Below are 26,939 nucleotides of genomic sequence, written 5' to 3'. Positions count from 1 at the left end.
TTGCCGTAGCTTTGCACGACCTCCCGGAATTATTTTATTGTTAAGCGTATTAAGTTTCCGCTGGTCAAAAATTGTAGTGGACTAGGATTATCAGTAAAAAAGATTGAAGACGTAAAAATTACCATTTATTATGGCCAAGCATATTTTTGTTACCGGTGGGGTAACTTCATCATTAGGAAAAGGGATTATTGCAGCCTCGCTGGCAAAACTGTTGCAGGCGAGGGGATTGAGGGTAACAATTCAAAAGTTCGATCCGTATATCAATGTCGATCCGGGCACGCTCAACCCATATGAGCACGGCGAATGTTATGTTACGGAGGATGGCGCCGAAACCGATCTTGACCTCGGTCACTACGAACGCTTCCTGAATATTTTCACTTCACAGTCGAACAACGTCACAACTGGCCGTATTTATCAAACTGTAATTAACAAGGAGCGCGAAGGCGCCTATCTTGGTAAAACCGTTCAGGTTATTCCCCACATTACCGACGAGATCAAACGTCGCATTTTGCTGTTGGGCAATACCAAAGAATATGATGTTATTATTACCGAGCTGGGCGGTACAGTAGGTGATATTGAAAGTCTTCCATTTATTGAGGCCCTTCGTCAATTGCAATGGGAGCTGCCCGAAGAAGATACTGTTGTAATACACCTTACGCTGATCCCTTATTTAAAGGCAGCCAAAGAATTAAAAACAAAGCCAACCCAGCATAGTGTTAAAATGATGAGCCAGGAAGGAGTACATCCTGATATCATCGTTTGTCGTACTGAAAAGACCCTGACGCCCGATCTGCGTCGCAAGATCGCCCTGTTCTGTAATGTAAAACCAGAAGCGGTGATTGAAGCAGCTGATGCGCCAACCATCTATGAAGTGCCGCTGGCCATGATGCGTGAGAAGCTGGATGTTATTTGTTTAAAGAAACTCAACATAAGCGGTTTCCACGAGCCAGACCTGACAAAATGGAAAGAAGTGCTTGACAAACTGAAATATCCCAAGAGTCAGGTAACTATTGGGCTTATTGGTAAATACATCGAGCTGCAGGATGCTTATAAATCAATCCTAGAAGCATTTGTACATGCCGGCGCCTCTAATGAATGTAAAGTGCAGATCGTAAATGTGCATAGTGAATTCATTACTCCGGAAAATGTAGCTGAAAAACTGGCTAACCTCGATGGATTGCTGGTAGCGCCTGGTTTCGGTCATCGTGGGGTGGAAGGAAAGATCTTAGCCGTAAAATATGCCCGTGAAAACAAACTGCCTTTCTTTGGTATTTGCCTTGGAATGCAAATGGCAGTTATTGAATATGCACGGAATGTACTGGGACTTAAAGATGCCCATTCAACAGAAATGAATGTGAATACCCCTGACCCGGTTATTGACCTGATGGAAGAGCAAAAAGCCATTACGTCCAAGGGTGGGACCATGCGTTTGGGCGCCTATACATGCGAAACAATAGAAGGTACACTGGCCCGTACCATTTACAATAGTCAGACCATCAGCGAACGTCACCGTCACCGCTGGGAATTTAATAACCGTTACCTGGGCCAGTTTCAGGAATCCGGAATGGTTGCCAGCGGTAAAAACAATGAAAGCCAGCTGGTAGAGATCGTTGAACTGCCTACCCATCCTTTCTTTATTGGCGTTCAATACCACCCCGAATTAAAGAGCACGGTAGAAAACCCACACCCGCTGTTTGTACATTTTGTGAATGCAGCCAAAGAGTATGCTGAACAAAAAAGTGCCATAAAAAATCCTTTGTTACAAAGCGAGATGATATAAGGTTTAATTTGTAAGTGAAAAGTTATAAATAGTTAATAGATATGTTGTTATCAGCATATCTATTAACATTTTGTAATAAATATGCAGAACCGTTAACTAATAACTTAAAACTTACAACTTCCGACTATCTTTGCACCTCTTCTAAACTAGTAGTATAATGAATTTTGATCGCAATACGGTGATTGGCTTTGTGTTGTTAGCGCTTTTACTGTTTACTTATCTGTTTATTTCTACCAAGAACAGTCATGAGCTGGAGGCTAAAAAACAACACTATACAGATTCTGTAGCCCTGGTACAAAAACATATCGGGGATTCCGTTTCAAACATACCCGATAGCACTATCAACCAGCCTGTACAACCAGGTGAGCTGGCAACCCGGGGTGTAGAAGCCTTAACTGTAATTGAAAATGAAGTAGTTAAGATCAGTTTTACCAATAAAGGCGGTCAGCCTAAAACGGTGGAGCTTAAGAACTACAAATCGCTCAATACTAAGACTCCGGTAGTATTGAACAATACACCGTTCGATAAGATCTCTTATGGCGTTACCACCAACAATGGTTCCGTACAGGTTTCCGATCTGTATTTCATGGAACCTAAAGTGGTAAAAAATGCTGATAACAGTCAAACCATCATTTACCAGGCGCCCATCCCCGGCAAAGGGAATGTTACTCACCAGTTCACGGTTCATCCCAATGATTACCTGATCGACTGGGACGTGCAATTGAATGGCGCCGATAAAATGCTCACCCAGGGCAACTTCAACCTGATCTGGCAAAATGAGCCCATTCAGCATGAAACAGAGGTAGGTTATGAGCGCACTCAAACCACCGTTTGTTATTATGATGAAGATGGCTTTGATTACGTGCAAACCAAATCGGCCAAAACACTGGAAAAACCAGTGCAATGGGTAAGCACTTCCCAACAATTCTTTAATACTTCACTGATAGCAGCCAAAGACAAGTTTACTTCTGGTGATGTTAAGTTCATCAAGAACGAAAAAGATACCACCACCAAAGTAGCCGAAGTAACTACCACGCTGCAAACAAAAGTACCGTTAGGCCCCAATGTCTCTATTCCTTTGAGGTTGTATTATGGTCCTAATGATTATGCGATCCTGCGCAAGCATAAAGATCAGGTGCCTGAAATGGACAAGATCGTGAACCTGGGTCGTGATATGTACGCTTTTGTGCGTCCCATCAACAAATACATTGTAATGCCGGTGTTTGGCTTCTTCAGAAGTTTTATCGGTAGTATGGGGATCGCTATTTTGTTACTGACCTTATTCATCCGTCTGTTCACTTCTCCACTGGTATACACCAGTTACCTGAGTGGTGCCAAAATGAAGGCGTTAAGACCCGAGATTGAAAAGCTGAAAGAAAAATACAACAATGATCAACAGCAGGTAGGGGTGGAGCAAATGAAGTTGTTCCGTGAGGCCGGAGTGAATCCGCTGGGAGGTTGTTTACCTGCCCTGTTGCAGATCCCTATCTTCTTTGCCCTGTACAGCTTCTTTAACTCAAATATCGATTTACGGGGTGTAGGCTTTTTGTGGGCCGATAACCTGGCTTCTTATGACGCCATTGTGCAATGGAAGACCAGTATTCTGGGTATGACCCACCTTAGCTTGTTCACTATCACAGCGGTATTGACCAGTTTCCTGATCTCGGTGTATAACATGAACATGACGCCCGATCAAAACAATCCGGCGCTCAAGTACATGCCTTATATCTTCCCGTTCATTTTATTCTTTGTGTTCAACCGTTTACCTGCGGCGTTGACCTGGTATTATACCGTGTCGAACCTGATCACGCTGATCTTACAGTTCGTAATTCAGAACTATATTATTGACCACGACAAGATCCTGGCGAAGATCGACGAGAACCGCAAGAAACCCAAGACGAAATCGAAATGGCAGGAAAGGCTGGAAACGATGCAGGCCGCCCAACAGGCCGCTCAGCAACAGCAGAAGAAGAAGTAGTTTAGTGTAAATCGTTATATAAGGAAAGTGAGTCTTAATCAGGGCTCACTTTTCTTTTTGAGGCAGGTTGAAAGGGCAGAAGGCAGAAGGCAGAAGGCAGAAGGCAGAAGGCAGAAGGCAGAAGGCAGAAGGCAGAAGGCAGAAGGCAGAAGGCAGAAGGCAGAAGGCAGAAGGCAGAAGGCAGAAGAATTTTGGAGACGCAAGATAGTGATTAGTCTCAAAAGTCGCGAGTCATGTTTGCCGTTTGCCGATTGCCGTTTCGCGACGCCCTGTTGACATCACAACTGCCTCATTTTTAACAATATTATCAAGATTTCGCGGTTAACCTTTTTAAAATTAACCGGTCTTTGTATTTTACGCAGCAACTATTATCACCTTGTCCTCATCTTGAATATTATTATTATAACCGTAGATTATGAAAAAGCATATTGTAATACTGTTAATGAGTTGTTTGGGAACGCAATTTGCCGCCCAGGCACAACGCAAGGTAAGTGAGCTTGCCCTTACTTACGATGCCAGTATTTCAAGTGGTAGTAAAGAGCCCAAAATGGCCGATGCGCTGGATGGGCACACCAAAACAATTTATATTAAGGGAAATATGAGCCGGGCCGAACTGGCCAGTGCCTTATTCTCATCAGCCACCATACACGACTCAAAGGCAGGGACATCTGTTGTTTTAAAGGAAGTAAGTGGACAAAAACTGCTGATCAGAATGACCAGTGATAACTGGGCGGAGAATAATAAACGGTACGATGGCATCACCTTTGCCAATACCAGCGATACCAAATCTATTGCGGGATATAATTGTATCAAGGCGGTGGCTACTTTGCCCGATGGGACCACCTTTACGGTGTATTATACGCCTGATATCGTTCCTGAAAATAAGGATTATGATTACCAGTTCAAGAATCTGAATGGATTGCCGCTGGAATATGAGCTGGTTCAAGGTAAACTCACCATCAAATACACGGTATCAAAGATCAATATGAATCCTGTACCGGCTTCAAAATTCGATATACCTAAATCTGGCTATCGCGAAATGACTTATGAAGAGAGTAAAAAAATGAACGTAAGTAATTGATCTGGAAACTTCCGGATTATTTACGTAACCGGAATTTCAGGTCAAATGCGTTCAGGTTGTTGCGTTGTTGATAAGTTGAATTATCAGGGATGACATTAATGTTAACCCGGCTGGTGCTTTTATAAGGTAAAATGAATACCTTATTGCCTTGCTGGTAAGTTACCACCGTATTGCGGGTAATAACATTATTGGTGCGCACACTATTGAAAGTATGGCTGCCTGTATAGGCTGGACCGGCTTTCAGGGTGAAGCCATTTGTAGTTCTGATAGGAGTAAAATCGGGGTTGCGAAGCGACTCCGCCTTCTTTTTATCACCACCTCCGCTGCTGGCCAGCGCAAGCGCAAATGCCCCTATCATCGCACAACTGATGACGGTCTTTTTAAGCATGTGGTTAAGTTTTAGCGTAAAGTTTGCTTGCATATTGACTACAAAAATATAGAAAAAAATTTAGTTTTTTTTAACCCTTCGGATTAAAGTTTATACTTCTCTTAACGTATGAGATACTTAAATGTTACGGATTTCATAACAAAAGGGTTGGAATTTTTACAATTTTTTGATCTTCATTTATAAATTATTGTAACACAGTCCTTATTTGCTGGCTGGCCATTGATGAAGTCTTCCATAATTGGGGATAAAAAGAGCGGGTTTTACCGTAAAATCAACCCTGTTTTTCTTGTTCACAGATGTCAAAAATTAAAATTGGTAACCATCTCTGAAAATCCTATTTTACATTAACCTACTATTTAAATAAATGAGAGAAAATCCGTTTCGTCAGGATAATGAAGAAATCAGAGAGTTAGTTCAGCAGTTCCAGAATCTCAAAGCGGGGCGGGGGCATTCTTTTTTAGAAGAGGAGGCCTTTGAAAAGATCATAGACTATTTTGATGATGTTGAAGACCTGCCGCAAGCATTGGAAGCTGCTGAAATGGGAATTGAACAATATCCCTATTCATCCGCATTGCTTATTAAAAAGGCTGACCTGCTGATAGCGACCCGTCACTATAACGAGGCCCTTGAAATACTTAATCACGCCGAATTACTCGATAGCAACGATATCAACCTGTACATTTTAAAAACAGACGTATACCTGGCGCTCGACCAGCAGGAGAAAGCAGTGGAGCTGCTGGAAAATGCCCTCCAATTGTTTGAAGGTCAGGAAAGGATAGAATTGTTGTTTGAGTTGGCCGATGTGTATGATGACTATGAAGAGTTTGACAAGATCTTCGATTGCCTCAGGCTTATTCTGGAACAGGATCCTGCCAACGAAGAAGCATTGTATAAGATCTGTTTCTGGACTGACTTTACGGGTCGCAATGAAGAAAGCATCACCTTACATCAGCAAATTATTGAGGAGAACCCATACAGTGAGCTGGCCTGGTTTAACCTGGCTGCCGGCTTTCAGGGTTTAAAACTCTACGAAAAGGCCATTGATGCCTATAAATATGCGGTTGCCATCGACGAAAAGTTCGATTATGCTTATCGCAATATGGGCGACGCTTATATTCGTTTACGTAAGTACAAAGACGCCATTGAGGTGTTGGAGAAAGTATTGGAGCTGTCGCGGCCCGAAGATGTGATCTACGAAGCTATAGGACACTGTTACGACCGGATGAAGAACTATGCTCAGGCAAGGTTCTATTATCGTAAGGCGTCGCATTTGAGCCAGGGGGATAGCAAGCTGTATTACAAAATAGCTTGTACCTACATAAATGAGGGGCAATGGTCAATGGCCGTAAAACAACTTGAGAGCGCCATGCAGATCCATCGGCTGCAGCCGGAGTATAATCTGGCCATGGGCGAGTGTAAAATGCAATTAGGAGACTATAAGGAAGCCATTCAGTATTTTTCTAATGTGGTTCGGCAACGGCCACGTAATATCTCCAGCTGGGAAGCGCTTATTCGCTGTTTGTATCAGGGGGAATTTTATGAAGAAGCCCTGGAACAGGTGAAAGCAGCCATAAAGATCACTGAGTCGAAACCCATATTCTTATACTATCTAAGCGCCATTTACCTTGAATTGGGTAAAACCAAGGAATCTCTGTTACAATTGGAAGCAGCGCTTACTGCATCGCCCAAATTGCTAAAGAAATTGATACACCTTAACCCCGCTATATTGCGGCATCCGCTGGTTATTGATGTAATAGCCCATCATAAGAAAAAGAATTAATGCACCGGTTTTTATAGCTATCATGCCTGTCAGCGCCAACCACTCTAAGGGTTTGCACTGACAGGTTACATATTAGTCTACCTGGTTGGTTATTGCATAAAGGCTGGGTTTTAATTTCGATTTAACAGTCTTCTTAATATCTGCTAATACCATTAGCCAATTGGTTTTTACATATGATTTGAACCATGTAGCTTGTATGATGTTTTCCATTATTTTTGCGGCGGCTTAAAAATTGTTGCACAAAAAACCAAGGAATGAATTTTAACCTCACACAGATCCCCGACAGGATTAAGAAACCACGCAACAGCGGTATTACCATGGTAATGGACAAAGGCCTGAGCATTCCAGAAGCGCAAAATATGATGAGCGTGGGACACCCGCACATTGATATTGTTAAGCTTGGCTTTGGCACTTCGTTCGTAACACCGAACCTGCGCGAAAAGATTGAAGTTTACAAATCGTATGACATTCCCGTTTATTTTGGCGGCACTTTGTTTGAGGCGTTCCTGATCCGTAACCAGTTTAATGATTACATCAGTGTTTGTAAAGAGTACGATATTTCCTATATGGAAGTAAGCGACGGCTCTATCAATATTCCCCATGCAGAAAAATGCGGTTATATTGAAAAACTGGCCAAACATGGTACCGTACTTAGTGAAGTTGGAAGTAAAGATGCTGCTCATATTATTCCCCCTTATAAATGGATTGAACTGATGAGCGCTGAGCTGAAAGCCGGTTCATCATACGTGATTGCCGAAGCCCGCGAGGCAGGTAACGTAGGTATTTACCGTGGTTCAGGCGAAGTACGCGAAGGCCTGGTACAGGAGATCCTTACACAGATCCCCGGTGAAAAGATCTTATGGGAAGCTCCTCAAAAAGCTCAACAGCTGTACTTTATTGAGCTGTTAGGCTGCAACGTGAACCTGGGCAATATTGCGCCCACAGAAGTAATACCATTGGAAACAATGCGTATTGGTTTGCGCGGCGATACCTTCAATTTGTTCCTGAACGGGAATGGGCAACATTAGTTGGTGAGTTGACCAGTTAACAGGTTAACATGTTGAGAGGGGCTGTCCATCAATTAAAACAAACATTCTCATGAAAAGGTATGGCTTGATTGGCTATCCGTTAAGCCATTCATTTTCTCAGAAATATTTTACTGAAAAGTTCCAGCGGGAAGGGATCGCCGGTTGCGTGTATGATAATTTCCCGCTGGCATCTATTGATGAATTTGCTGCGCTTATAAAGCAACATGCCGATTTGCATGGGCTGAATGTTACCATTCCTTACAAAGAGAAGGTAATTCCTTTTCTGCATGCACAAAGCGAGGTGGTAAAAACCATCGGCGCCTGTAATTGCATCAGAATAGAGAATGGTGAGTTAACAGGCCATAATACCGATGTGGTGGGTTTTGAAGAATCATTGAGACCATTACTGCAACCCCATCATAAAAAAGCACTGGTGCTGGGCACCGGTGGCGCTGCCAAGGCCGTACATTATGTATTGAACAAGCTGGGCATTGCTTTTTACGAAGTGTCCCGCACTCCGGGCACTGCCCGTCAGCTTTCTTACCAACAGGTAGATGAAGCGGTGATCAAAGAGCATGAGGTCATCATCAATACCAGTCCGCTGGGCATGTATCCCAATATCAATGAATGCCCGCCTTTACCATACCAGGCGCTTACTCCAAAGCACTATTTATTCGACCTGGTGTATAATCCCGATAAAACATTATTCCTGCAAAAAGGAGAAGCACAGGGCGCTGCTATCAAGAATGGACATGATATGCTTATTATTCAGGCTGAGGAAAGCTGGAGGATTTGGAATGGTTGATAGGTTGACAGGTTAACAAGTTGACAGGTTAACAAGTTGATAGGGTTGATATAGTTGATAGGATTGATAAAGGGAAAGAAGTAAGAAGTAGGAGGTAAGAAGTAGGAGGTAAGAAGTAGGAGGTAAGAAGTAGGAGGTAAGAAGTAGGAGGAAGGCACAAATTTCGGGAACCCTTTCACGTTTGCGGTTTGCCCCATTGCCCATTGCCTATTGCCCATTGCCTATTGCCCATTGCCTTTCATGTCTGCCGTCTGCCGTCTGCCTTCTGCCGTTTGCCGTCTGCCGTCTGCCTTCTGCCGTCTGCCGTCTGCCGTCTGCCTTCTGCCGTCTGCCGTCTGCCTTCTGCCTTCTGCCGTTTGCCGTCTGCCGTCTGCCTTCTGCCGTCTGCCCATTGCCGGGCGTCAGCTGTTTACCCTTTTAATTTGTCAACAACTTCTAAAGGAATAGCTGCTACTTTCTTCTTCGCGTAATCATAACAAACCATGCCGGTTTTAGCTACTGCTACCAGTTGTGTAGAATCGCCGCTGCGTTTTTCCAGTTTATAGTACAGATCGAAAGATACTTTGGTAAGATCGCCTGCTGCAATGGACGCTATCACTTCATCGCCATAGAACAGTTCGCTTTTGAACTCAATAGCTACATCGCTCATGATGACGCCAACTCCGGCCAGTGTTAATTCACCATAGCCTAAATATTTCAGGTATTGCACCCGAACCTCATGTATCATAGACAGAATGGTGTCATTGCCAACATGATTGCCATAATTGAGATCGGTAATGCGAACAGGAATAGTAGTAGAGAATGCAAAATGTTGAGGGAGTTCTACTTTAATTCTGGCCATGCTGTATGAAATTAATAACCTTTCTTATTCATTCTCCATTAACAGGTCTTTCAGTTCCAGGATGTCGGTAAAGCTGTTGGCTGTTGGAACAAAGGAAGCCTGGTTCATGAATTTTTCTTTCCATTCGCTGAAACGTACCTTCCACAAGCTGTTCTCCTGCATCATGAAATCAAAATAATCCTGAGGTTCAGCTTCCTGGTTCAGGGTGCTGATGATGTGCAGGAATTTGGAAGAAATACGGGTTTGCTCGCCATTGGGACTGGTGACATTGATATAACAATTATCAGGAGAAGTGACCAGTTTTTTATCGAGGATAACCTGACCCTTTGCGTCGCGAATAAGCGGCGCCTCTACATCAGGAGAGTTGGCATTGGTAAAATTAACAGCCGGCATCTCATCTGTACCTGCATAGCTGGTAGCAATGGGCTGATAGTCGTAAGCAGTACGACGGGCGCCATGGCGGTTAGCAAAGCGGTTGTTGATCATATTAGCATCAGTAGAAGCCGTTAAAGCTGCAATGGGTTTTGGCGTAACCCGGTCAACAGACCGCTCTCCAATTTCCATATCGGAAGCACGTGTTCTGCCTGGTGAAGTTGAACGTTTGTTGGTAGCGGGATTGGCGGATTTGCCGGCCACTTCTGGCCTGTCGCTAGTATTGGCTCTATCCAGCAAGTACCAGGCGCCAACGGTCAATAATACCATGGCTGCGGCAGCTATTATAGCTTTGCGGGAAGAATGCAGGGCAATAACGCGGCCTTCTTTTTTGGCAGCATGTTGTTCTGCTGATAAATAGGCGGCTATCTTTTCCCATACAGTAGCGGGCGGCGCTACTGACAATTGATTCATTTTTTTGCCGGCCAGTATTTCGTCTGTTTTGCGCTCACTATCCAGTTCTGAGGCAATATTCGACCACATACCCGCAGGTGGGGTAACTGATAGATCAAACATCTTTTGAACAACCGGAGTTTCACCCGCGTCAAATTCAGCATTCAGCCTGGCCGCAATTTCGGGCCATACACCTGGTGGAGGCTGTACTTCCAGATTATTCAATATATGTTTAATAATCATTGCCATGGTTGGGGTTATCTGGTATAGGATTTTTGCGTATCGCTCAAATATTGAGCTACCTTTTTTTGTAAAACAGATTTGGCTCGCGCCAATTGTGATTTGCTGGTTCCTTCGCTGATCCCCATCATATCACCAATTTCTTTATGTGAATACCCCTCTACTACATACAGGTTGAAAACCGCTCTGTAGCCGGGAGATAATTCCTGAACAATTTTTATGATGTCTTTTTCTGCCAGGTTTTCAAGAGCCGAAATGTCGGTATTCTCAATCGTCCCTTCCTCTTTTTCAGTAACCATCGCCAGTTTGGTCGATTTTTTACGAAAATGTTCAATGGACGTATTTACAAATACCCTTCTGATCCAGCCTTCAAAGGAGCCTTCTGCCCTGAAATGTTGTAAGTTCCTGTAAACCTTAATAAAACCTTCCTGCAGCAGATCCTGCGCGTCTTCTACATTGCTGGCATATCGCAAACAAACCGCGTACATTTTGGGAGAAAAACGTAGGTACAGTTCTTCCTGCAAACGTCGGTCTCCTGCAATGCATCCTCTTATTAAGTCGGATTCAGATATGGTATAGTTGCTTTTTTGCTCCAAAAAATATTAAAATTAGTCCTATCGTGTTGTAATTACATGATTTTGCAAAAATAATACAAGTTTCTCAGCCGCTTTTTTGCGATGGCTGTACTCATTTTTTTCTGCCATGCTCATTTCGGCAAATGTACGGTCGCTCCCGATAGGTTTAAAAACCGGATCGTAACCAAATCCTCCTGCTCCGGATTGTTCCTGCGTGATCTCGCCTTCACAAATGCCTTCAAAAAGCCATTCTTTACCTTCCCAAATAAGCGAGATCACCGTGCGGAACCGGGCCCGGCGGTTTTCCGCATTACCCAGTTTGGTCATCAGCTTTTCAATGTTCTTTTCAAAAGCTTTGTCTTCCCCGGCATAGCGGGCGCTTTTTACGCCAGGTTCGCCATTCAGGGCTTCCACTTCCAGACCGGTGTCTTCACTGAAACAGCTCATCCCCGTCAACTGGTGTATGGTGTGCGATTTTTCGGAAGCGTTTGCTTCCAGGGTATCGTGTGGTTCAGGAATGTCAATATCTATACCAGCCTGGTTTAAAGGGATCACTTCCAGGTGCTGGCCAATGGCCGCCTGGATCTCGTTTACCTTATGCTGGTTATTGGTAGCGAAAATTAGTTTCATTGTGAATAGTTAGTTGTTTACGGCTAACTGGGGGTATTTAGGGTTAAAGTCTTAAATTATTGGGTTATTATGTTTTGAGACTTAAAACTCAAGAACCTACGAACCTAATAAACTTTAAACATTAAAATGGCTATTGCCCTTTATTTAAAGAAACATGCGTTTTAAACAATCCCATAGTTTCCGCTTCAACAACTTCGCCTCTTCCGTTTCCTGGTTCAGCAAGCTGAGCGCGGGCGTGTACAAATAAGTGGTACCGGCGTAAGGTTGTTCTTTAAAGGGCGGAAAATTAATAGGCAATTGAATATCACCCGGTTCTACCCCAAACAATAACAAAGATTTAGGTTGTAGCTGGGCTTTCAATTTCTCAATGGCGACGGGCGCAGTGGCGTGGTTCACTATGGCCACATCGGCCATATTCAGTTTACAGGCCCCCAGCATTTTGGTCAGGAAGGCCAGATCGGCTTCCGGAACATACACATCGTTGGTACAATTTACCACAACAGTGATCTGTTGCTTATTGTTTCCCAAGGTTTTATAAACAACTGGCTCTGCTGTATGCACCGGTTTGGCAGCAGTTAAGGGTTCTGCTACCGGTATGGACTTCTCTTCTTCCTTGCCAACAGGTTGAGAAGGTGTTTCCGGTTTTGTTTCCCGCTGGGGCAGGGGGGCTTCCGGCATGGCCTGTGGCACGGTACCAAAGTCGGCCGCCGAAGGCTGCATCAGTGAGTTGCGATACAGATCGGCAATTACAAATCCAGGTAAATGTATATTAGTTAAGCTCATTTTTTAAAAAGTGTTCTAAATCAAAGAAATAGCTGTCTATCGATTTGGTAGATTTAACGAACGATTGTTAGTAATTTATTTGACAGCCACAAACTTTATTTGTTTATTTGCGGCTCAAAAATACTGATTATGGTAGAAGCTTATAATATCCCGGTTACAAAAATTGGGCATAGTCGCCTGCCGGGAGTTACGCTCGAAAATATTCCTTTTGGCAGAACCTTTACCGACCACATGTTGGAGGCGGATTTTGAAAACGGTGAGTGGAAAAATGTGGAGATCAAGCCATATCAGCCGTTGGTGATGAGTCCATCCCTGGCGGCCATTCATTATGGCCAGGCGATATTCGAAGGCATTAAGGCTTATAAGAATGAAGCCGGAGATGCATTCATTTTCAGACCTTATGACAACTATAAACGCTTCAATTTTTCTGCATCACGAATGGAGATGCCCGAGGTTCCTGAAGATATTTTTATTGAAGGCATGCGCAAGCTGGTAGAACTGGATAAGAACTGGATCCCGGCGCTGCACGACCACTCGCTGTACATTCGTCCGTTCATGTTCTCTTCCGATGAAATGATCGGGGTACGGCCTTCAGAAACATATAAGTTCATGATCATTCTGGCGCCAACGGGGCCTTATTACAGCGCGCCCATGCGTATATATGTAGAAGAGAAATATACCCGCGCCGCTCCGGGTGGGGTAGGACAGGCCAAAGCTGCAGGTAACTATGGTTCTTCCATGTATGTTACCGCCCAGGCTAAGAAAAAGGGCTACGACCAGGTTTTATGGACCGACGTTTATGAGCACAAATATGTACAGGAAATAGGTACCATGAACGTATTCTTTGTTATTGGAAATAAGGCATATACGCCCGATCTGAGTTCCGGGACCATTCTGGCCGGGGTTACCCGCGACAGCGTAATGACCATTCTGGAAGAAATGGGGCTGAAGGTAGAAGAACAACCCATTTCGGTAGATATGCTCATGGAGGCGTACAACGCCGGTGAACTGCGTGAGGTGTTTGGCACTGGTACTGCTGCCACGGTTTCCCTGATCCGCGAATTGCGGTATAAAGACTTTGTAATGTCGTTCGATACCACCAAATGGACGGTTACCCCCGAAATTAAAAGCCGCCTGGATGATATCCGGGAAGGCCGGGCAACCGATACCAATGGCTGGATGTTCAAAATATAGGACGTGCCCTCAAGATTTATTTCGATTTCGAGAAAGAAAACAGACCCGAAAAGGGTCTGTTTTTATGTTTTTTTAGGTGTTTTACGAGGTAAAATTGCTGTTTTTCAACTTATTTTGCACAGATTTGGCACATAAGCGGAATTGTTCCTGAAAAATGGGGACGTTTTTTTTGGTTATAATATTTATCCGCTTACCTTTGCCGTCCCAAAATCAAAAGGTTCAGAATGCCTACTATACAACAATTGGTAAGAAAAGGAAGAGAAATCATTAAGGCTAAAAGTAAGTCAAGAGCTTTAGACTCCTGTCCTTTCCGTCGTGGTGTGTGCACCCGTGTTTATACAACCACTCCTAAGAAGCCAAACTCAGCATTACGCAAAGTGGCTAAAGTACGTTTGACAAATAAAGTGGAAGTTATCGCCTACATCCCAGGTGAAGGTCACAACCTGCAGGAGCACTCAATCGTGCTTGTGCGCGGTGGTCGTGTGAAGGATTTACCAGGTGTACGTTACCATATCGTACGCGGTAGCCTGGATACTGCCGGTGTTAAAGACCGTAAACAAAGCCGTTCTAAATACGGTACTAAAAAGGAAAAGGCTAAAAAATAATTTAGACAGCTCTACAAATTTTTATAAATGAGGAAGACAAAAGTCAAAAAAATTCCCTTAGCACCTGATGCCAGGTACAATGATTTGATGGTAACTCGTTTTATCAACAACCTCATGTGGGAAGGAAAGAAAAATACTGCTTTCAATATATTCTATACTGCATTGGACCGTGTTGCAAAAACAACTGGTGAAAATGGGTATGAAGTTTGGAAAAAAGCGCTCAGCAACGTTACGCCTGCCGTAGAAGTACGCAGCCGTAGAATTGGTGGTGCCACTTTCCAGATCCCAGCTGAAGTTCGTGTTGATAGAAAAGTTTCTCTTAGCATGAAATGGCTGATCCGCTATAGCCGCGAAAGAAACGGTCGTAGCATGGCTGAAAAACTGGCTAACGAGATCGTTGCTGCCAGCAAAGGTGAGGGTGGTGCTTTCAAAAAGAAAGAAGATACTCACCGTATGGCTGAAGCCAACAAGGCTTTCGCTCACTTCCGCGTATAACTTACGTATAGTATATCTTACCATATATACCCGCCAGTTTCCTGGCGGGTTTTTTTCATGTACCTACAATACTGAAGTTGATTGAGTGACAGGGGTAATAGAGTTGACAAAGGATCAAATCAAATTCCAAGGGAATGAAAGTTGGGCGCTTTCTTGCTGAAAACAGTTGATGGGTGGTTGCATAGTGGTGGGAAAGTAGTAAGGGAATGGTAGCTTAATGGCCGGGGTATTGTCTTAGGGTGCTCTAAGGATACTCTAAGGATACTCTAAGGATACTCTAGGGACTCTAGTCCGTATGACCACTTCCAGACAACTTCCAGACAACTTCCAGACAACTTCCAGACAACTACCCTACAACTCCACCGCCTTTCCCGCTCGACCTCTCCTTTAAGAAATAGCTTTTGATGTTGGGGTAGGTAAGCCCAACCCAATTTCTACCTTAATGGTACCTCAATTCCATCTCATTTCCTTCTCGGCCCCGGAAAACCAAAAGAAGCCCCATTGAGGCCCCAATATGGAGCGCATGATTTGGAAATACTTTACTTAAAGTAGGATACAGCCCATTGCCCATTGCCGTCTGCCGCGACGTGGCTTTCACGTTTCACGTTTCCCGTCTACTGCACCATTACTTTAGTTGTAAAATCCTTCTTTCCATTCTTTTTGATCATTACAAAATATATTCCGCTTTTAAGCCCGCTCAGTGGCACCATTTCTACCGTTTGCTGGAGCCGGTATTGCAAAACCTGTTGGCCCAACGTGTTGTACAGCAATAAATAAGAATTCTCGGGTTCCTCCTTCGAAAGCACCGACAGATAACCGGTTACTTTTACCGGATTAGGGAAAATTAAATAACGGGTAGTGATGAAATAATAGATGCTTTGGGGATTGCTATAAATGACCATCCCGTTGTTGAGCAACAGCTTTACCCGATAGGTATTCACGCCATCTACAAGGTTATTATCGGCCATATTAAAGAAAAGCGAGCTAACAGGCTGGAAGGTTTGCAATGGCTCATATCCGCCGCTGGTGAGCTTCTCGAACGTCAAACTTTTTACGTTGAGCGTGGTGCCTATCTCCGCCATCAACATCCCGGTATTCCCATTTTCCAGTTCTACCAGGAAATTTTTTATGTAACAATCAACCCCCTGCAGCTGATAATTGATGGTATATGCTTTGGTGCCCTCCCGGGTGGGAGTTATTACCGGCGCTACCGTATACCACAAATTATTTCCCGGTTGGCGGATGATTATGCTGGTATCGGTAAGGGTAGTGAGCGGTTCCAGGTATTTACTTCCCAAACGGTATACCCGGTATGTATTGATGCCGGGGATGTGGTCCCAGAACAACATGGCAGAATCGGGGCAGTTGAAACCAACCTTAACCTGTAATACCGGCGAAATGGTAAAGGTGTCGGTAGTGAATACCTGTCCGTTGACGGTCATCCGTAGCAGGGCGGTGCTGCAGGTATCGGGTGCCTGCCAGTAGGTATGGCCTGGTGACAGGGTGGTGGTGTTTTCCATGGTTTGCCAGGTGAGGCCTTTGTTGAGGCTGTATTCCAATGAACCATTTGTCGTATTGAAAGAGGATGACCAGCGCAACAGGTTGTTCTCCCCGCTTTTTACATAATCTACGGCAGTCGGGAACTGCCATTGGAACTGGTCCGCCGCATCGGCCAGCCAGGCAATGGAAAATGACTGGTTGCCACCAGCCGTAACTGAAAAGCCCTTGACCCTGATGGTATAACCACCCGGACTGGGATTATCTATCGTGATCTGTTCAACCGTATTCAGCGTGTCTTTTTTTCGCACTGCCGGCAGTAACAGGGAGTCAATAATAGGAGCAGGGCTTAACACCCAGGGTTGCCAGGTCTTTCCGGTATTGTTCTCAACCAGTTCAAGATCCAGGTCGTTGACCAGCGCTTTGGGAGTGTTCACAACGGCGGCTGGGTCCATCCAGCACAGTGTAACCTTTAATTGGCGGGTATTGGCTGGCACGGGTAAAGAAAAAGTCTGGGTGGTGTTTGTGGCCACAGAACCGGAAAAATATTGTTCGGCAATCAATCCTTGAAGGGCTTTGTAAGCATTCAGGCTGCCATAGCCTGCCTGGTAATCGGGTCCTTTGGTGCCCCGGTCATCGGCGCTGTTCACTAAAATGGTTTTTATCAGGGAACTGGGTGGCAGCGTGCCGCCATGTTTTTCCTTGTAATACTGTTGTAACAAAAGCACGGTACCTGAAGTATGGGCGGCAGCACCTGAAGTACCATCTTCGCCAAAGGCGATCAACTCGGGTTTAAGACGGCCATCATAGGCCGGCCCGCGGGAACTTAGATAGGCCACATTGCCAAAGGAATCGGTGGCGCCTACGGTGATAATGTTTTTGGCCATCTTAAAACTGCCCGTAAGATTTGACATGTTATTAATGCCTGCATACGGACCAGTGCTGGTTAAATTTCCGGAATTGCCCGAGGAGAACACATGTAGTAAGCCTGGATTATTTATGATGCTGGCGTCATAAGCGGCTGCATCGGCCCCATAGTAATTTTCAAGACCGGTGCCATATGAATGGTTCTGTACAGAAATGCCGTATTGTTTGTAGATGTTTTCGCCATCGGGTAAAAGTGTGGCGAAGTTGGAAGAGGTGAGGGAGGCTGCCGGGGCCACGCCACTGCCGGTATAAAAAGAATTTTCTCCACCTGCGATAATGGTGCACATGTATGATGCATGCGAAGAAATGAGGTTTGAAGAAAGCGGGGTTGAAATGTACCGGGCTTTATAATCGATGTCGGTGGTGTCGGGTTTGTTTTCTTTAACCGATACTACCAGATTAGTGCCGGTTAATTGAGCATATTTACTATGTACCAGATTGATGGTGTTAAGGCTGTTGTCGAAAGTGCCTACGGCCAGTTCTTCATGCGGCTGGCGGGGTACATCTACAAAACGAACAAAGGGTTGGTTCAATACTAATGAATCAATGATGGGGCCTTTGGCCGAAACAACCAGTAAGCCGCCGGCATGTTCCTGAAGTATGCGAATGGCTACCTGTTTGGTACGAAAGTATGTTTTGGCGGAATCGACGTTGGAGGTAACAATCCAGAATACCTGTTCTTTTTTCTCACTGAATAGGTTCTTGTTCTTTTGTAAAACGGGCGACAGTTTGTGATTATAAATAGTTATACGCTGTTGCGCCTGTACCATAGGTACGGTGATGATAAGGATGAGCAGCAGAAGCCCTATTCGTTTCATGATACAATCTACAAAATTTGTGAATGATGCCGCTGAAAATCATTTATTAACATAAGGAATTGGTAAGTCAATCTATCTAACCCCATAGGGCATACTAAATTTCATCTGAAATAATTTTTCCAGATCAGGGATGTTCAAAGCCAGCAGGTTATAAATAAAAAAGTTTCTTCTGCAACTATGTTGCTTTAATTATAAATCGCATATGTTACATATTTGATTAAATTGATATCAGCTTCTATTTGTAAACCATTTAATCATCACTTTTATGGGAAACACCCTTCGTAACAGGGCTGCTGTAGCGGCCTGCCTTGTAATGCTTTGTGCCTGTCGTAAAAATGTTGCTACCGAACAAACTGCCTCTCCCTCCGATGAAGCCCTTAGTAAAATTTATGCGCTTGGATTTAGTAACAAGAATGTAACCATGGATGAAGATGGGAATTATTTGGTGGAAGGTGATATCGTGTTGAATGCGGCTGATTTAGATGGGAAGCCCGATATGCAGTTTCTACGGGTAGGCAATGCCGAACAGTATCGTACCTATAACCTGGTTACCCGATTGCCAAGGGTTATTACCGTAAGCGTTTCCAGCAAACTTTCAAAGTCGTATGTTGCAGCATTGGATGAAACCATTAGCCGGTACAATGCAGAAAAGTTACTGATCACTTTCAAACGGGTCAGCTCCGGGGCTGATATCTCCATAGTGAAAGCCAGTGGGAATTACCTGGCCTCTTCCGGATTCCCTTCCTCGGGTAATCCTTATAACCAGGTAAAAGTGAACTCCACTGCAATAGGCAGTCAACCACAGGCTACAGTGGCCACTATTCTGGCGCATGAGATCGGGCATTGCATAGGATTCCGACATACCGATTATATGGACCGCTCGTATAGTTGTAATGGAGATCCCGTTAATGAGGGCGCCTCTACTATTGGAGCGGTATTAATTCCGGGAACCAACTCCAATCCGGACCCCAACTCCTTTATGTTATCGTGTATTGGCTCAGGTGAGAACCGTCCTTTCAATGCCAATGATAAGACAGCTTTAAATTATATGTACTAGTTAGTTGATCAGTTGATCAGTTGACCAGGAAGGTAGTGGGCAATAGGCAATGGGCAATAGGCAATGGGCAATGGGCCCTCCTACGCTAAAGCTTGCGCTTACGCTAATGCTTCCGCCTACGCTAAGGCTTCGGCGGACAAGTCGGCGGACGAGGCAATAGGCAATGGCTTGCGATATTTGAGACTCGCTTAATCGGTAAACGTAAGACGTGAAACGTGAAACGTGAAACGGAAAACCCACGACGCGGCAGTCGGCAAAGCCGCAACGCCTCGCGCTAAAGCGCTCCGTAGACGGAAGCTTTAGCAAAGGTGGGCCTTCTGCTGTCTGCCGGATGCTTATAATAATCGGAGTTCCGCAATAAGGGCTTTCACGTTTGCCGTTTCACGTTTCACGACTCAGGACCTGAGCGTAGCGAAGGCGCCGTCTGCCCTTAGCGAAGGATGGCTGTTTGGCTGGCAGCTAATTCGTTATACTAACTGCCTTGTATAGTGTATTTTATTAATCCCTGAAAAAACTTTTCCACAATAACGGTGATCCATACGGGTTAGTGGGTATTATAACGGTGCCATAATGGTGCTTCTGCAACGCCGTTGCCATTTTGCGCGGTTGTGTCACAAGATAATTTTGGTAAATTGATAGAGTATCACGTGCAGTAACCATACCATTAACCAAAGTTGTGATTTACTTTCAATAACCAACTATTAAATCTACAGACACATGAGAAAGACTATTTTCACCTTATCCGCAGTCGTGGCGGTCTGCCTGCTCACGTTATTTGCCTGCCGTAAAAATGTAAAAAGCGATTCTCCTTCAAAGGTTTCAGACGAAGCGCTTACTAAAATTTACAACCTGGGTTTCAGCAACAAAGATGTATTTGTTGATGGCAACGATTATATCGTAGAAGGAGACATCCGCATCAGCGAAGCTGAGCTGAATCAAAAAGCAGATGTTTCTCTTTTACGGGTAGCTGGTGAAGAACAATACCGGACTACCAACCTGGTGACCGGTTTGCCAAGGACCATTACGGTAAGCCTGGCTTCGGCTTTGAGCACCTGGTCTACTGCCTTGAATACCTGTATTTCCCGCTATAATGCGTTGGGACTCAGGATCACTTTTACCCGGGTTTCTTCCGGTGGCAATATTCAGATCGTTAACGGATCGGGCAGTTTCCTGGCCTCATCTGGTTTTCCATCTGGCGGAAATGCATATAACCGCGTGATCCTCAATTCAAGCGCGGTGGCTGGTCAGCCGAATAATACGGTTGCTTCCATTCTGGCGCATGAAATAGGCCATTGCATAGGTTTTCGCCATACCGACTATTTTAACCGGGCCTACAGTTGCGGCGGATCTGCTGTAAATGAAGGATCTGCAGGGGTTGGAGCCATCAATATCCCTGGTACGCCAACCGGCGCAGACCCCAACAGCTGGATGCTGTCCTGCATTGGTTCCGGCCAAAATCGACCCTTTAATGCAAACGATGTCACTGCATTGAACTACCTGTATTAATTTACTATTACCAGTTTGGTTACTGCACCAGGGAAAGTCCTGTCCGCCAGCTGGCAGACGGGATTTTCCTTTTTGGAACCCTGACTACGCTTTATTTTTACCCTTTGCAACGCCGAATTGGTAAGAATTTTTCTTACCTTTGCCCGCTCATTTTCAGGGCATTTTTCCCTGGAACATTAAAAAGAAAATTTAACAAAGTCATGGCAGACTTACGATTACAAAGAAACTTTGGAATTGCGGCACACATTGATGCCGGTAAAACAACTACTACGGAGCGTATTTTGCGCTATACCGGTATGATCCATAAAATTGGAGAGGTGCATGATGGGGCGGCTACCACCGACTGGATGGAACAGGAGAAAGAAAGAGGTATCACCATTACTTCTGCTGCTGTTAGCTGCCAGTGGAACTTCCCTACCGTAAAGGGTAAGGCTGACGCCAATACAAAAAAATATTATTTTAATATCATTGATACTCCGGGCCACGTTGATTTTACCATTGAGGTAGAGCGTTCAATGCGCGTACTGGATGGTTTGATTGCTCTGTTCTCTGCCGTTGACGGGGTTGAACCTCAGTCTGAAACCGTTTGGCGTCAGGCTAACCGCTATAAAGTTCCCCGTATCGGTTTCGTTAACAAAATGGACCGTTCCGGTGCTGACTTCCTGATGGTGGTTAAACAGGTAAAAGAAATGCTGGGTGCAAAAGCTGTTCCCCTGCAATTACCTATCGGCGCTGAAGATGATTTCAAAGGCGTGGTTGACCTGATCAAAATGAAAGGTATCATCTGGCACATGGAAACAGAAGGTATGACCTTCGACGAGATCCCTGTACCCGAGGATATGGTTGAAGAAGCAAATGAGTGGAGACAGAACCTGATCGAAGCTGTTGCCGAATACGACGACAAGCTGATGGAGAAATTCTTCGAAGATCCTAATACCATCTCTGAAGATGAAGTTCACGAAGCTATCCGCAAAGCTACGATCGATCTGAGCATCGTTCCAATGATGTGCGGTTCTTCATTCAAAAATAAAGGTGTGCAAACTGCCCTGGATGCTGTTTGTCGCTACCTGCCTTCACCCGCTGATATCGATGATATCGTAGGTACTAATCCTGATACTTTAGAGCCAGAAGTTCGTAAGGCTGATCCTAAAGCACCTTTCGCGGCCCTGGCTTTCAAGATCATGACCGATCCATTCGTAGGTCGTTTGGCCTTCTTCCGTTGTTACAGCGGCCACCTCGATGCCGGTTCGTATGTTAAAAACATGCGTAGTGGTAAAAACGAGCGTATCAGCCGTATCATGAAGATGTTCGCCAACAAACAAAACCCCATCGATTTCATCGAAGCTGGTGACATTGGTGCTGCGGTTGGTTTCAAGGAGATCAAGACCGGTGATACCCTGTGCGATGAGAACCATCCTATCGTTCTGGAGAACATGTTCATTCCAGAGCCGGTTATCGCTATCGCCATCGAGCCTAAAACACAGGCCGACGTTGATAAAATGGGTATGGCTATCGCCAAGCTGGTTGAAGAAGATCCTACGTTGCGTGTAAATACCGATGAAGATACCGGTCAAACCATCCTTCGTGGTATGGGTGAGCTGCACCTGGAGATCATCATCGATCGTATGAGACGCGAATTTAAAGTAGAAGTAAACCAGGGCGCTCCCCAGGTTGCTTATAAAGAAGCTTTCAGAAAATCTGTTGAGCATCGCGAAACCCTGAAAAAACAAACCGGTGGTCGTGGTAAATTCGCTGACATCGTGTTTGAGATCGGGCCCGCCGATGAAGAGTGGCTGAAAGAAAATCCTGACAAAGGATTCCAGTTCGTGAATGATATCTTTGGTGGATCTATCCCCCGTGAGTTCATTCAGCCTATTCAAAAAGGTTTTGAATCAGCTATGAGTAACGGTGTACTGGCCAGCTTCCCTGTTGAGAATGTGAAGATCCGTATTTTCGACGGTAGCTACCACCAGGTTGACTCTGACGGTATGTCGTTCGAGTTGTGTGCAAGAGCCGGTTTCCGTGAAGCTGGTCGTAAAGCACAACCCGTATTGCTGGAGCCAATCATGAAAGTGGAAGTTATCACTCCTGATCAATACATGGGTGACGTAACTGGTGACTTGAACCGTCGTCGTGGTATGCTGGAAGGTATGGATACCCGCGGTAATGCCCAGGTTATTAAAGCTAAGGTTCCGTTGAGCGAAATGTTCGGTTACGTAACGCAATTGCGTAGCTTATCATCTGGCCGCGCTACCAGCACCATGGAGTTCAGCCACTATTCTCCTGCACCTAACAACATCGCTGAAGAAGTGATCGCCAAGTCAAAAGGCAAGGTGAAAGTAGGTGAGTAATTGAGTTCTCATATCTCTTAATATAAAGCCTCCGGACGAAAGTCAGGAGGCTTTTTTTATTACCCCGTCTTACACGTCTATTGCCAAAAACAACACAGTTATCCGGTAAAACAACGCACTTATCAATTTATCCCGGGGTGTTGATTTGCGCATGTTGATTTTTGTTATCTTTCTTTTATCCAATCCTTCCGCAAAGCCCCCAATCCGTTCCATACTATTTGTATTGCATACATTCCTTTTTTAATATTTAAGCAATAATAAATGAATCAGGTATGAAACGAATTATACTCTCTGTCTTATGGCTGCTGTTCGTGTATACTTGCGGTTTGGCGCAAACGCCCGGTGTTAAATGGAGCAAATACATTGCCTCCGATGATGACGTGGAAGGTATTTTTGATGGAAAACAAACAACCGACAAGGGTTATATTCTGGTTGGCTATGATACCTCTTATCTTTTCCCGAAGGAATTTCTGTGGACTAAATCCAACTTCGGCACTGGATTGATAATTAAACTGGATAGTGCTGGTAACAAAGTATGGAGCAGGTGGCATCCCTATAGGGGCGGATTGCTGGCTGTAACGGAAGTGTCGGGCGGCTATACGGCTGCTGGTTATTCAGGGGGCTATCCTGATACAGCAAATTTTTACATAGGCAAACTAAACACAACGGGCGGTCTGGTTTGGGAGTACACTTATGGCGGCTCTGGAGAAGACAAGGCTTATTCAATGAAAGCAACCTCCGATGGATATATTTTGGCTGGTTTCTCCAATTCCTCGAACGGGGATGTTGTAAAGTCTCATAAAGAACGGGATGCCTGGTTGGTGAAACTGAATGATAATGGCCTTAAGCAATGGGCGGTTGCATATGGCGGTAGCCAGGATGATACCGCCTACGATGTTGTTCAGATGCCCGACGGGGGCTTTCTTGTTTGTGGAGTTTCTTCATCGGTAGATGGCGATATCGATGCCAATAAGGGCAGCAGCGATGGCTGGGTTTTTAAGGTCAATTCAGCTGGCGCGCTGCAATGGAAAAAGAATTTTGGCGGCAACGGATGGGATGTTCTAAACCGGATCATAAAAAATACTGATAATACTTATACGCTATCAGGATATTCTTCTTCCAATAACGGCGATGTTTCAGGTGCCCACGGTAATACCGATGTATGGGTAATAAAAATAGATGATACGGGTACGCTCCTTTGGTCGAAAGTATATGGGGGATCCCGTGATGATGCCTCATTTGGATTGCAGCCGGGCGTATCGGGAGGTTATTTTGTAACCGGATTTACTGAGTCTTCCGACGAGCAAATAACAGCACCTGCCGGTGGCGCAGATTGCTGGACGTTACGCCTTGATGACAATGGTGGTCTGCTCTGGCAAAAAAGCTCCGGTACAGTGAATGATGAATATGCAATGGTTGTAATGCCCACCAATGATGCTGAATTTGCCATTGCCGGTTTTGGCTATCCTTTAACTCAGGGCTGGCAACTCGATGAAGGGGATGGATTGATCATAAAATACAGCTACGCCAATACTATTAAGGGAACCGTGTTTTTTGATGCCAACAACAATGGTGTTAAAGATGCAGGGGAAAATAGTTTTGATAAGGCTATGGTCACCACACAAAAAACGGGTTATTCATCTTCGGGTATACCCTATAATGGCGCATTTAGTTTGGATGTTGATACGGGCAGTTTTGCGACCAGCCTGCAGCTGTCCAATCCCTATTATACTGTTGTACCTGCTACTCATGCCAGTAACTTTTCCAACTATTACAATGTCGATTCCTTTGGGTTTGCGGTTCAGGCCATCCCCAATAAAAAAGACCTGTTTGTTAGTTTGAACGCCATTACGCCGGCCCGGCCAGGTTTTAATGTGCAGTACCGGATCCTATATGCCAACCTGGGCACAGTAACTATACCCTCGGGTACTGTTCAGTTTGTAGCTGATCCTAAATTTAGTATCGTAAGCGCTTTGCCCCTGCCTACAACAACCAGCGGTAATACGCTAACCTGGAATTATTCAAACCTGAACGGAGCTGATACAGGAACCATATGGGTGAATTTACAACTGGCTGCGCCGCCGGCCGCTAATATTGGGGATACGCTGCGTTCTGTGGCTGTTATAAACCCCGTTGCAGGTGATGAAACTCCTGCCGATGATACCGAAGTATTAAAACAACTGGTAGTTGGTTCCTTTGACCCCAATGACAAAACAGAAGCCAATGCGGGTGTAATTACGCCAGACCAGGTAAACAATGGGGAATACCTGCATTACCTGATCCGTTTTCAAAATACCGGTACCGATACCGCATTTAATGTAACCGTAAGAGATACGCTGGAAAATCGCCTCGACTGGAACTCCCTGCAAATGATCTCGGCAAGCCATCCATATCAACTTACCATTGAAAATGGTAACAAACTCACCTGGCGGTTCAATGATATTAAGTTACCTTATACTGCCATCGATGAACCCGCCAGTCATGGGTATATTGCCTATCGGATCAAACCGGTGTCAACGGTGCAGATAGGTGATGTTATTCAGAATACAGCCGGTATTTACTTCGATTTTAATTTACCTGTTGCCACCAATATCGAAAAAACTGTAGTAATGGTATTGACTCCATTGCCGGTGACACTTACTTCGTTCCAGGCTGCCTTAAAAGATGCCGTAGTTCGGGTAACCTGGACAACCAGTTTAGAGGAAGACTTAAAACAATTTGAGGTAGAGCGCAGCACCAATGGGGTTGATTTTACAACCATTGGCATCGTACTCCCAGGTGGTAAGAGTTATCTGTTTACGGATAAGCAGCCATTGCCCGGTTACAATTATTACCGGTTGAAGTCGGTAGATAGGGATGGCGCCTATAAGTATTCATCCATTGTTATGGTGAATGTAAAGAACGATGGCAGTATTATTTCCTCCCTGTATCCCAATCCTGCTTCTGGCAGTATAACGCTGAAATTACAAGGTGTTATTGAGGGAAATGTAATGGTGCAGGTGCTTGATCAGCAGGGCAGACCTATAGTGACCAAACAATTGGGCATGCAACATACAGGTGAACTCAACATGCCGATCGTGTTAAATGGAATTTCAAAAGGAACTTATGTATTGCGAATATTAGTTGATGATAAAGCATACCTCCATAAGCTGTTGGTCCAATAATAATGAATGACTACTGAAAAGGTCCCGGCCATGCCGGGACCTTTTTCGTGTATATACAACTCCTTTTAACAAAATGTATAACAGTTGGGGGTATATGTGTTAATGAAATGACAACAAGTAGTGTGGCATTAAACTTACTTTCTCTGTCAGGCTCTAATAAACAGAAAACGTATTGTAGAACAACTAAAAATTCATTGTATGAAAAAATATGTTAACCGCATCATTTTAGCCGCAGTACTGGTAGTTGGATTTTCTGTTGCATCATCTGCACAAGTAGTAGTAAGAGCTCGTTTGAATGCACCGGTGGCAGTACGCCCTGTAGCTCCTTCGTCTCATCACGTATGGGTAGATGGTAACTGGCGGCCTCGTCATGGTCACTATGAATATGTTCAGGGTTATTGGGCAAGACCCCGCCATGGTCGTCATTATATACCCGGTTACTGGGCTCCGCGCCGTCAGGGTTATGTTTGGATAGATGGTCGTTGGGGACGCTAAATTTGCTGAAATAAGATAATTACGGATCAGGAGTACATATACCAAAACCCCGCTCATTAATTTGGGCGGGGTTTTTATTTGCGGTAATGATAGTTT

The 26,939-nt window shown here is 44.7% G+C and carries 23 protein-coding genes; 14 read left to right on the top strand and 9 right to left on the bottom strand.

The window, feature by feature from the left end:
• Window positions 1-130: 130 nt before the first annotated feature.
• From J7I42_RS13865 to J7I42_RS13855, 3 genes are all read left to right on the top strand, one after another.
• A complete protein-coding gene (locus J7I42_RS13865; protein WP_209139410.1) occupies window positions 131-1,780 on the top strand; it encodes a CTP synthase in 1,650 nt (549 codons plus the stop codon).
• 157 nt (window positions 1,781-1,937) lie between these two features.
• Window positions 1,938-3,758, top strand: coding sequence for a membrane protein insertase YidC (gene yidC, locus J7I42_RS13860; protein ID WP_209139409.1), 1,821 nt, complete (start codon window positions 1,938-1,940; stop codon window positions 3,756-3,758).
• 415 nt (window positions 3,759-4,173) lie between these two features.
• The gene (locus tag J7I42_RS13855; protein ID WP_209139408.1) at window positions 4,174-4,839 is read left to right on the top strand and encodes a hypothetical protein; all 666 of its coding nucleotides are present in this window, start codon (window positions 4,174-4,176) and stop codon (window positions 4,837-4,839) included.
• A 16-nt stretch (window positions 4,840-4,855) separates the two neighbouring features.
• Here J7I42_RS13855 and J7I42_RS13850 read toward each other — a convergent pair whose 3' ends face one another.
• Complete coding sequence (locus J7I42_RS13850) at window positions 4,856-5,227, bottom strand: hypothetical protein (RefSeq protein ID WP_209139407.1); 372 nt, start codon at window positions 5,225-5,227, stop codon at window positions 4,856-4,858.
• Window positions 5,228-5,591: 364 nt separating this feature from the next.
• On the opposite strand from J7I42_RS13850, the gene J7I42_RS13845 reads away from it, so the two are divergent.
• From J7I42_RS13845 to J7I42_RS13835, 3 genes are all read left to right on the top strand, one after another.
• On the top strand, window positions 5,592-7,007 hold the full coding sequence (locus J7I42_RS13845) for a tetratricopeptide repeat protein (protein WP_209139406.1): 1,416 nt from the start codon (window positions 5,592-5,594) through the stop codon (window positions 7,005-7,007).
• A gap of 254 nt (window positions 7,008-7,261) precedes the next feature.
• Window positions 7,262-8,035, top strand: coding sequence for a phosphosulfolactate synthase (locus tag J7I42_RS13840; RefSeq protein WP_209139405.1), 774 nt, complete (start codon window positions 7,262-7,264; stop codon window positions 8,033-8,035).
• A gap of 70 nt (window positions 8,036-8,105) precedes the next feature.
• Window positions 8,106-8,840, top strand: a complete 735-nt coding sequence (locus J7I42_RS13835) for a shikimate dehydrogenase family protein (protein WP_209139404.1) — start codon at window positions 8,106-8,108, stop codon at window positions 8,838-8,840.
• Between the two features lie 221 nt (window positions 8,841-9,061).
• On the opposite strand, the gene J7I42_RS13830 is transcribed toward J7I42_RS13835, so the two are convergent.
• The 6 genes from J7I42_RS13830 to J7I42_RS13805 all read right to left on the bottom strand — a co-directional run bounded on the left by J7I42_RS13830 (window position 9,062) and on the right by J7I42_RS13805 (window position 12,734).
• On the bottom strand, window positions 9,062-9,232 hold the full coding sequence (locus tag J7I42_RS13830) for a hypothetical protein (RefSeq protein WP_209139403.1): 171 nt from the start codon (window positions 9,230-9,232) through the stop codon (window positions 9,062-9,064).
• A 17-nt stretch (window positions 9,233-9,249) separates the two neighbouring features.
• Entirely contained in the window at window positions 9,250-9,681 is a 432-nt protein-coding gene (locus tag J7I42_RS13825) for an acyl-CoA thioesterase (protein ID WP_209139402.1), read from the bottom strand.
• Between the two features lie 24 nt (window positions 9,682-9,705).
• Complete coding sequence (locus J7I42_RS13820; RefSeq protein WP_209139401.1) at window positions 9,706-10,755, bottom strand: hypothetical protein; 1,050 nt, start codon at window positions 10,753-10,755, stop codon at window positions 9,706-9,708.
• A gap of 8 nt (window positions 10,756-10,763) precedes the next feature.
• Window positions 10,764-11,342 carry an RNA polymerase sigma factor gene (locus J7I42_RS13815; protein ID WP_209139400.1) on the bottom strand — a complete coding sequence of 193 codons (579 nt, stop codon included), beginning with the start codon at window positions 11,340-11,342 and terminating at the stop codon, window positions 10,764-10,766.
• 18 nt (window positions 11,343-11,360) lie between these two features.
• On the bottom strand, window positions 11,361-11,951 hold the full coding sequence (gene rdgB, locus J7I42_RS13810; RefSeq protein WP_209139399.1) for an RdgB/HAM1 family non-canonical purine NTP pyrophosphatase: 591 nt from the start codon (window positions 11,949-11,951) through the stop codon (window positions 11,361-11,363).
• A 144-nt stretch (window positions 11,952-12,095) separates the two neighbouring features.
• The gene (locus tag J7I42_RS13805) at window positions 12,096-12,734 is read right to left on the bottom strand and encodes a hypothetical protein (protein WP_209139398.1); all 639 of its coding nucleotides are present in this window, start codon (window positions 12,732-12,734) and stop codon (window positions 12,096-12,098) included.
• A 129-nt stretch (window positions 12,735-12,863) separates the two neighbouring features.
• Between J7I42_RS13805 and J7I42_RS13800 the strand changes: the two genes are divergently transcribed.
• From J7I42_RS13800 to rpsG, 3 genes are all read left to right on the top strand, one after another.
• Window positions 12,864-13,928, top strand: coding sequence for a branched-chain amino acid aminotransferase (locus tag J7I42_RS13800; protein ID WP_209139397.1), 1,065 nt, complete (start codon window positions 12,864-12,866; stop codon window positions 13,926-13,928).
• Between the two features lie 224 nt (window positions 13,929-14,152).
• The gene (gene rpsL / locus J7I42_RS13795) at window positions 14,153-14,533 is read left to right on the top strand and encodes a 30S ribosomal protein S12 (RefSeq protein ID WP_014220863.1); all 381 of its coding nucleotides are present in this window, start codon (window positions 14,153-14,155) and stop codon (window positions 14,531-14,533) included.
• A gap of 27 nt (window positions 14,534-14,560) precedes the next feature.
• A complete protein-coding gene (gene rpsG, locus J7I42_RS13790; protein WP_209139396.1) occupies window positions 14,561-15,028 on the top strand; it encodes a 30S ribosomal protein S7 in 468 nt (155 codons plus the stop codon).
• Between the two features lie 614 nt (window positions 15,029-15,642).
• Here the strand turns inward: rpsG and J7I42_RS13785 are convergent.
• Entirely contained in the window at window positions 15,643-18,270 is a 2,628-nt protein-coding gene (locus J7I42_RS13785) for a S8 family peptidase (protein ID WP_209139395.1), read from the bottom strand.
• A 265-nt stretch (window positions 18,271-18,535) separates the two neighbouring features.
• Between J7I42_RS13785 and J7I42_RS13780 the strand changes: the two genes are divergently transcribed.
• From J7I42_RS13780 to fusA, 3 genes are all read left to right on the top strand, one after another.
• Complete coding sequence (locus J7I42_RS13780) at window positions 18,536-19,327, top strand: M57 family metalloprotease (protein WP_209139394.1); 792 nt, start codon at window positions 18,536-18,538, stop codon at window positions 19,325-19,327.
• A gap of 717 nt (window positions 19,328-20,044) precedes the next feature.
• Window positions 20,045-20,833 carry a M57 family metalloprotease gene (locus tag J7I42_RS13775; protein WP_209139393.1) on the top strand — a complete coding sequence of 263 codons (789 nt, stop codon included), beginning with the start codon at window positions 20,045-20,047 and terminating at the stop codon, window positions 20,831-20,833.
• Window positions 20,834-21,033: 200 nt separating this feature from the next.
• Entirely contained in the window at window positions 21,034-23,184 is a 2,151-nt protein-coding gene (gene fusA, locus J7I42_RS13770; protein WP_209139392.1) for an elongation factor G, read from the top strand.
• 69 nt (window positions 23,185-23,253) lie between these two features.
• On the opposite strand, the gene J7I42_RS13765 is transcribed toward fusA, so the two are convergent.
• Entirely contained in the window at window positions 23,254-23,397 is a 144-nt protein-coding gene (locus tag J7I42_RS13765) for a hypothetical protein (protein WP_209139391.1), read from the bottom strand.
• Between the two features lie 59 nt (window positions 23,398-23,456).
• On the opposite strand from J7I42_RS13765, the gene J7I42_RS13760 reads away from it, so the two are divergent.
• A complete protein-coding gene (locus tag J7I42_RS13760; protein ID WP_209139390.1) occupies window positions 23,457-26,348 on the top strand; it encodes a DUF7619 domain-containing protein in 2,892 nt (963 codons plus the stop codon).
• A 198-nt stretch (window positions 26,349-26,546) separates the two neighbouring features.
• Window positions 26,547-26,843: a YXWGXW repeat-containing protein gene (locus J7I42_RS13755; protein WP_209139389.1), complete on the top strand. Its 297-nt coding sequence runs from the start codon at window positions 26,547-26,549 to the stop codon at window positions 26,841-26,843.
• The last annotated feature ends 96 nt before the right edge of the window (window positions 26,844-26,939 follow it).

Origin of the sequence: Niastella soli, assembly GCF_017742245.1 — a bacterium.
Lineage (GTDB): Bacteria > Bacteroidota > Bacteroidia > Chitinophagales > Chitinophagaceae > Niastella > Niastella soli.
The sequence above is the reverse complement of the archived record's forward strand: the minus strand, read 5'-3'. Positions and strand labels throughout refer to the sequence as shown.

Excerpts from the sequence above, each read along its gene's own strand:
- J7I42_RS13820 (WP_209139401.1), bottom strand. The coding sequence starts at position 10,755 with ATGGCAATGATTATTAAACATATATTGAATAATCTGGAAGTACAGCCT.
- J7I42_RS13765 (WP_209139391.1), bottom strand. The coding sequence starts at position 23,397 with ATGGAACGGATTGGGGGCTTTGCGGAAGGATTGGATAAAAGAAAGATA.
- rpsG (WP_209139396.1), top strand. The coding sequence starts at position 14,561 with ATGAGGAAGACAAAAGTCAAAAAAATTCCCTTAGCACCTGATGCCAGG.
- rdgB (WP_209139399.1), bottom strand. The coding sequence starts at position 11,951 with ATGAAACTAATTTTCGCTACCAATAACCAGCATAAGGTAAACGAGATC.
- J7I42_RS13835 (WP_209139404.1), top strand. The coding sequence starts at position 8,106 with ATGAAAAGGTATGGCTTGATTGGCTATCCGTTAAGCCATTCATTTTCT.
- J7I42_RS13775 (WP_209139393.1), top strand. The coding sequence starts at position 20,045 with ATGAGAAAGACTATTTTCACCTTATCCGCAGTCGTGGCGGTCTGCCTG.
- J7I42_RS13855 (WP_209139408.1), top strand. The coding sequence starts at position 4,174 with ATGAAAAAGCATATTGTAATACTGTTAATGAGTTGTTTGGGAACGCAA.
- J7I42_RS13850 (WP_209139407.1), bottom strand. The coding sequence starts at position 5,227 with ATGCTTAAAAAGACCGTCATCAGTTGTGCGATGATAGGGGCATTTGCG.
- fusA (WP_209139392.1), top strand. The coding sequence starts at position 21,034 with ATGGCAGACTTACGATTACAAAGAAACTTTGGAATTGCGGCACACATT.
- J7I42_RS13760 (WP_209139390.1), top strand. The coding sequence starts at position 23,457 with ATGAAACGAATTATACTCTCTGTCTTATGGCTGCTGTTCGTGTATACT.
- J7I42_RS13755 (WP_209139389.1), top strand. The coding sequence starts at position 26,547 with ATGAAAAAATATGTTAACCGCATCATTTTAGCCGCAGTACTGGTAGTT.
- J7I42_RS13845 (WP_209139406.1), top strand. The coding sequence starts at position 5,592 with ATGAGAGAAAATCCGTTTCGTCAGGATAATGAAGAAATCAGAGAGTTA.
- J7I42_RS13780 (WP_209139394.1), top strand. The coding sequence starts at position 18,536 with ATGGGAAACACCCTTCGTAACAGGGCTGCTGTAGCGGCCTGCCTTGTA.
- J7I42_RS13785 (WP_209139395.1), bottom strand. The coding sequence starts at position 18,270 with ATGAAACGAATAGGGCTTCTGCTGCTCATCCTTATCATCACCGTACCT.
- J7I42_RS13840 (WP_209139405.1), top strand. The coding sequence starts at position 7,262 with ATGAATTTTAACCTCACACAGATCCCCGACAGGATTAAGAAACCACGC.
- rpsL (WP_014220863.1), top strand. The coding sequence starts at position 14,153 with ATGCCTACTATACAACAATTGGTAAGAAAAGGAAGAGAAATCATTAAG.
- J7I42_RS13800 (WP_209139397.1), top strand. The coding sequence starts at position 12,864 with ATGGTAGAAGCTTATAATATCCCGGTTACAAAAATTGGGCATAGTCGC.
- J7I42_RS13805 (WP_209139398.1), bottom strand. The coding sequence starts at position 12,734 with ATGAGCTTAACTAATATACATTTACCTGGATTTGTAATTGCCGATCTG.
- J7I42_RS13865 (WP_209139410.1), top strand. The coding sequence starts at position 131 with ATGGCCAAGCATATTTTTGTTACCGGTGGGGTAACTTCATCATTAGGA.
- J7I42_RS13825 (WP_209139402.1), bottom strand. The coding sequence starts at position 9,681 with ATGGCCAGAATTAAAGTAGAACTCCCTCAACATTTTGCATTCTCTACT.
- yidC (WP_209139409.1), top strand. The coding sequence starts at position 1,938 with ATGAATTTTGATCGCAATACGGTGATTGGCTTTGTGTTGTTAGCGCTT.
- J7I42_RS13830 (WP_209139403.1), bottom strand. The coding sequence starts at position 9,232 with ATGGGCAGACGGCAGAAGGCAGACGGCAGACGGCAAACGGCAGAAGGC.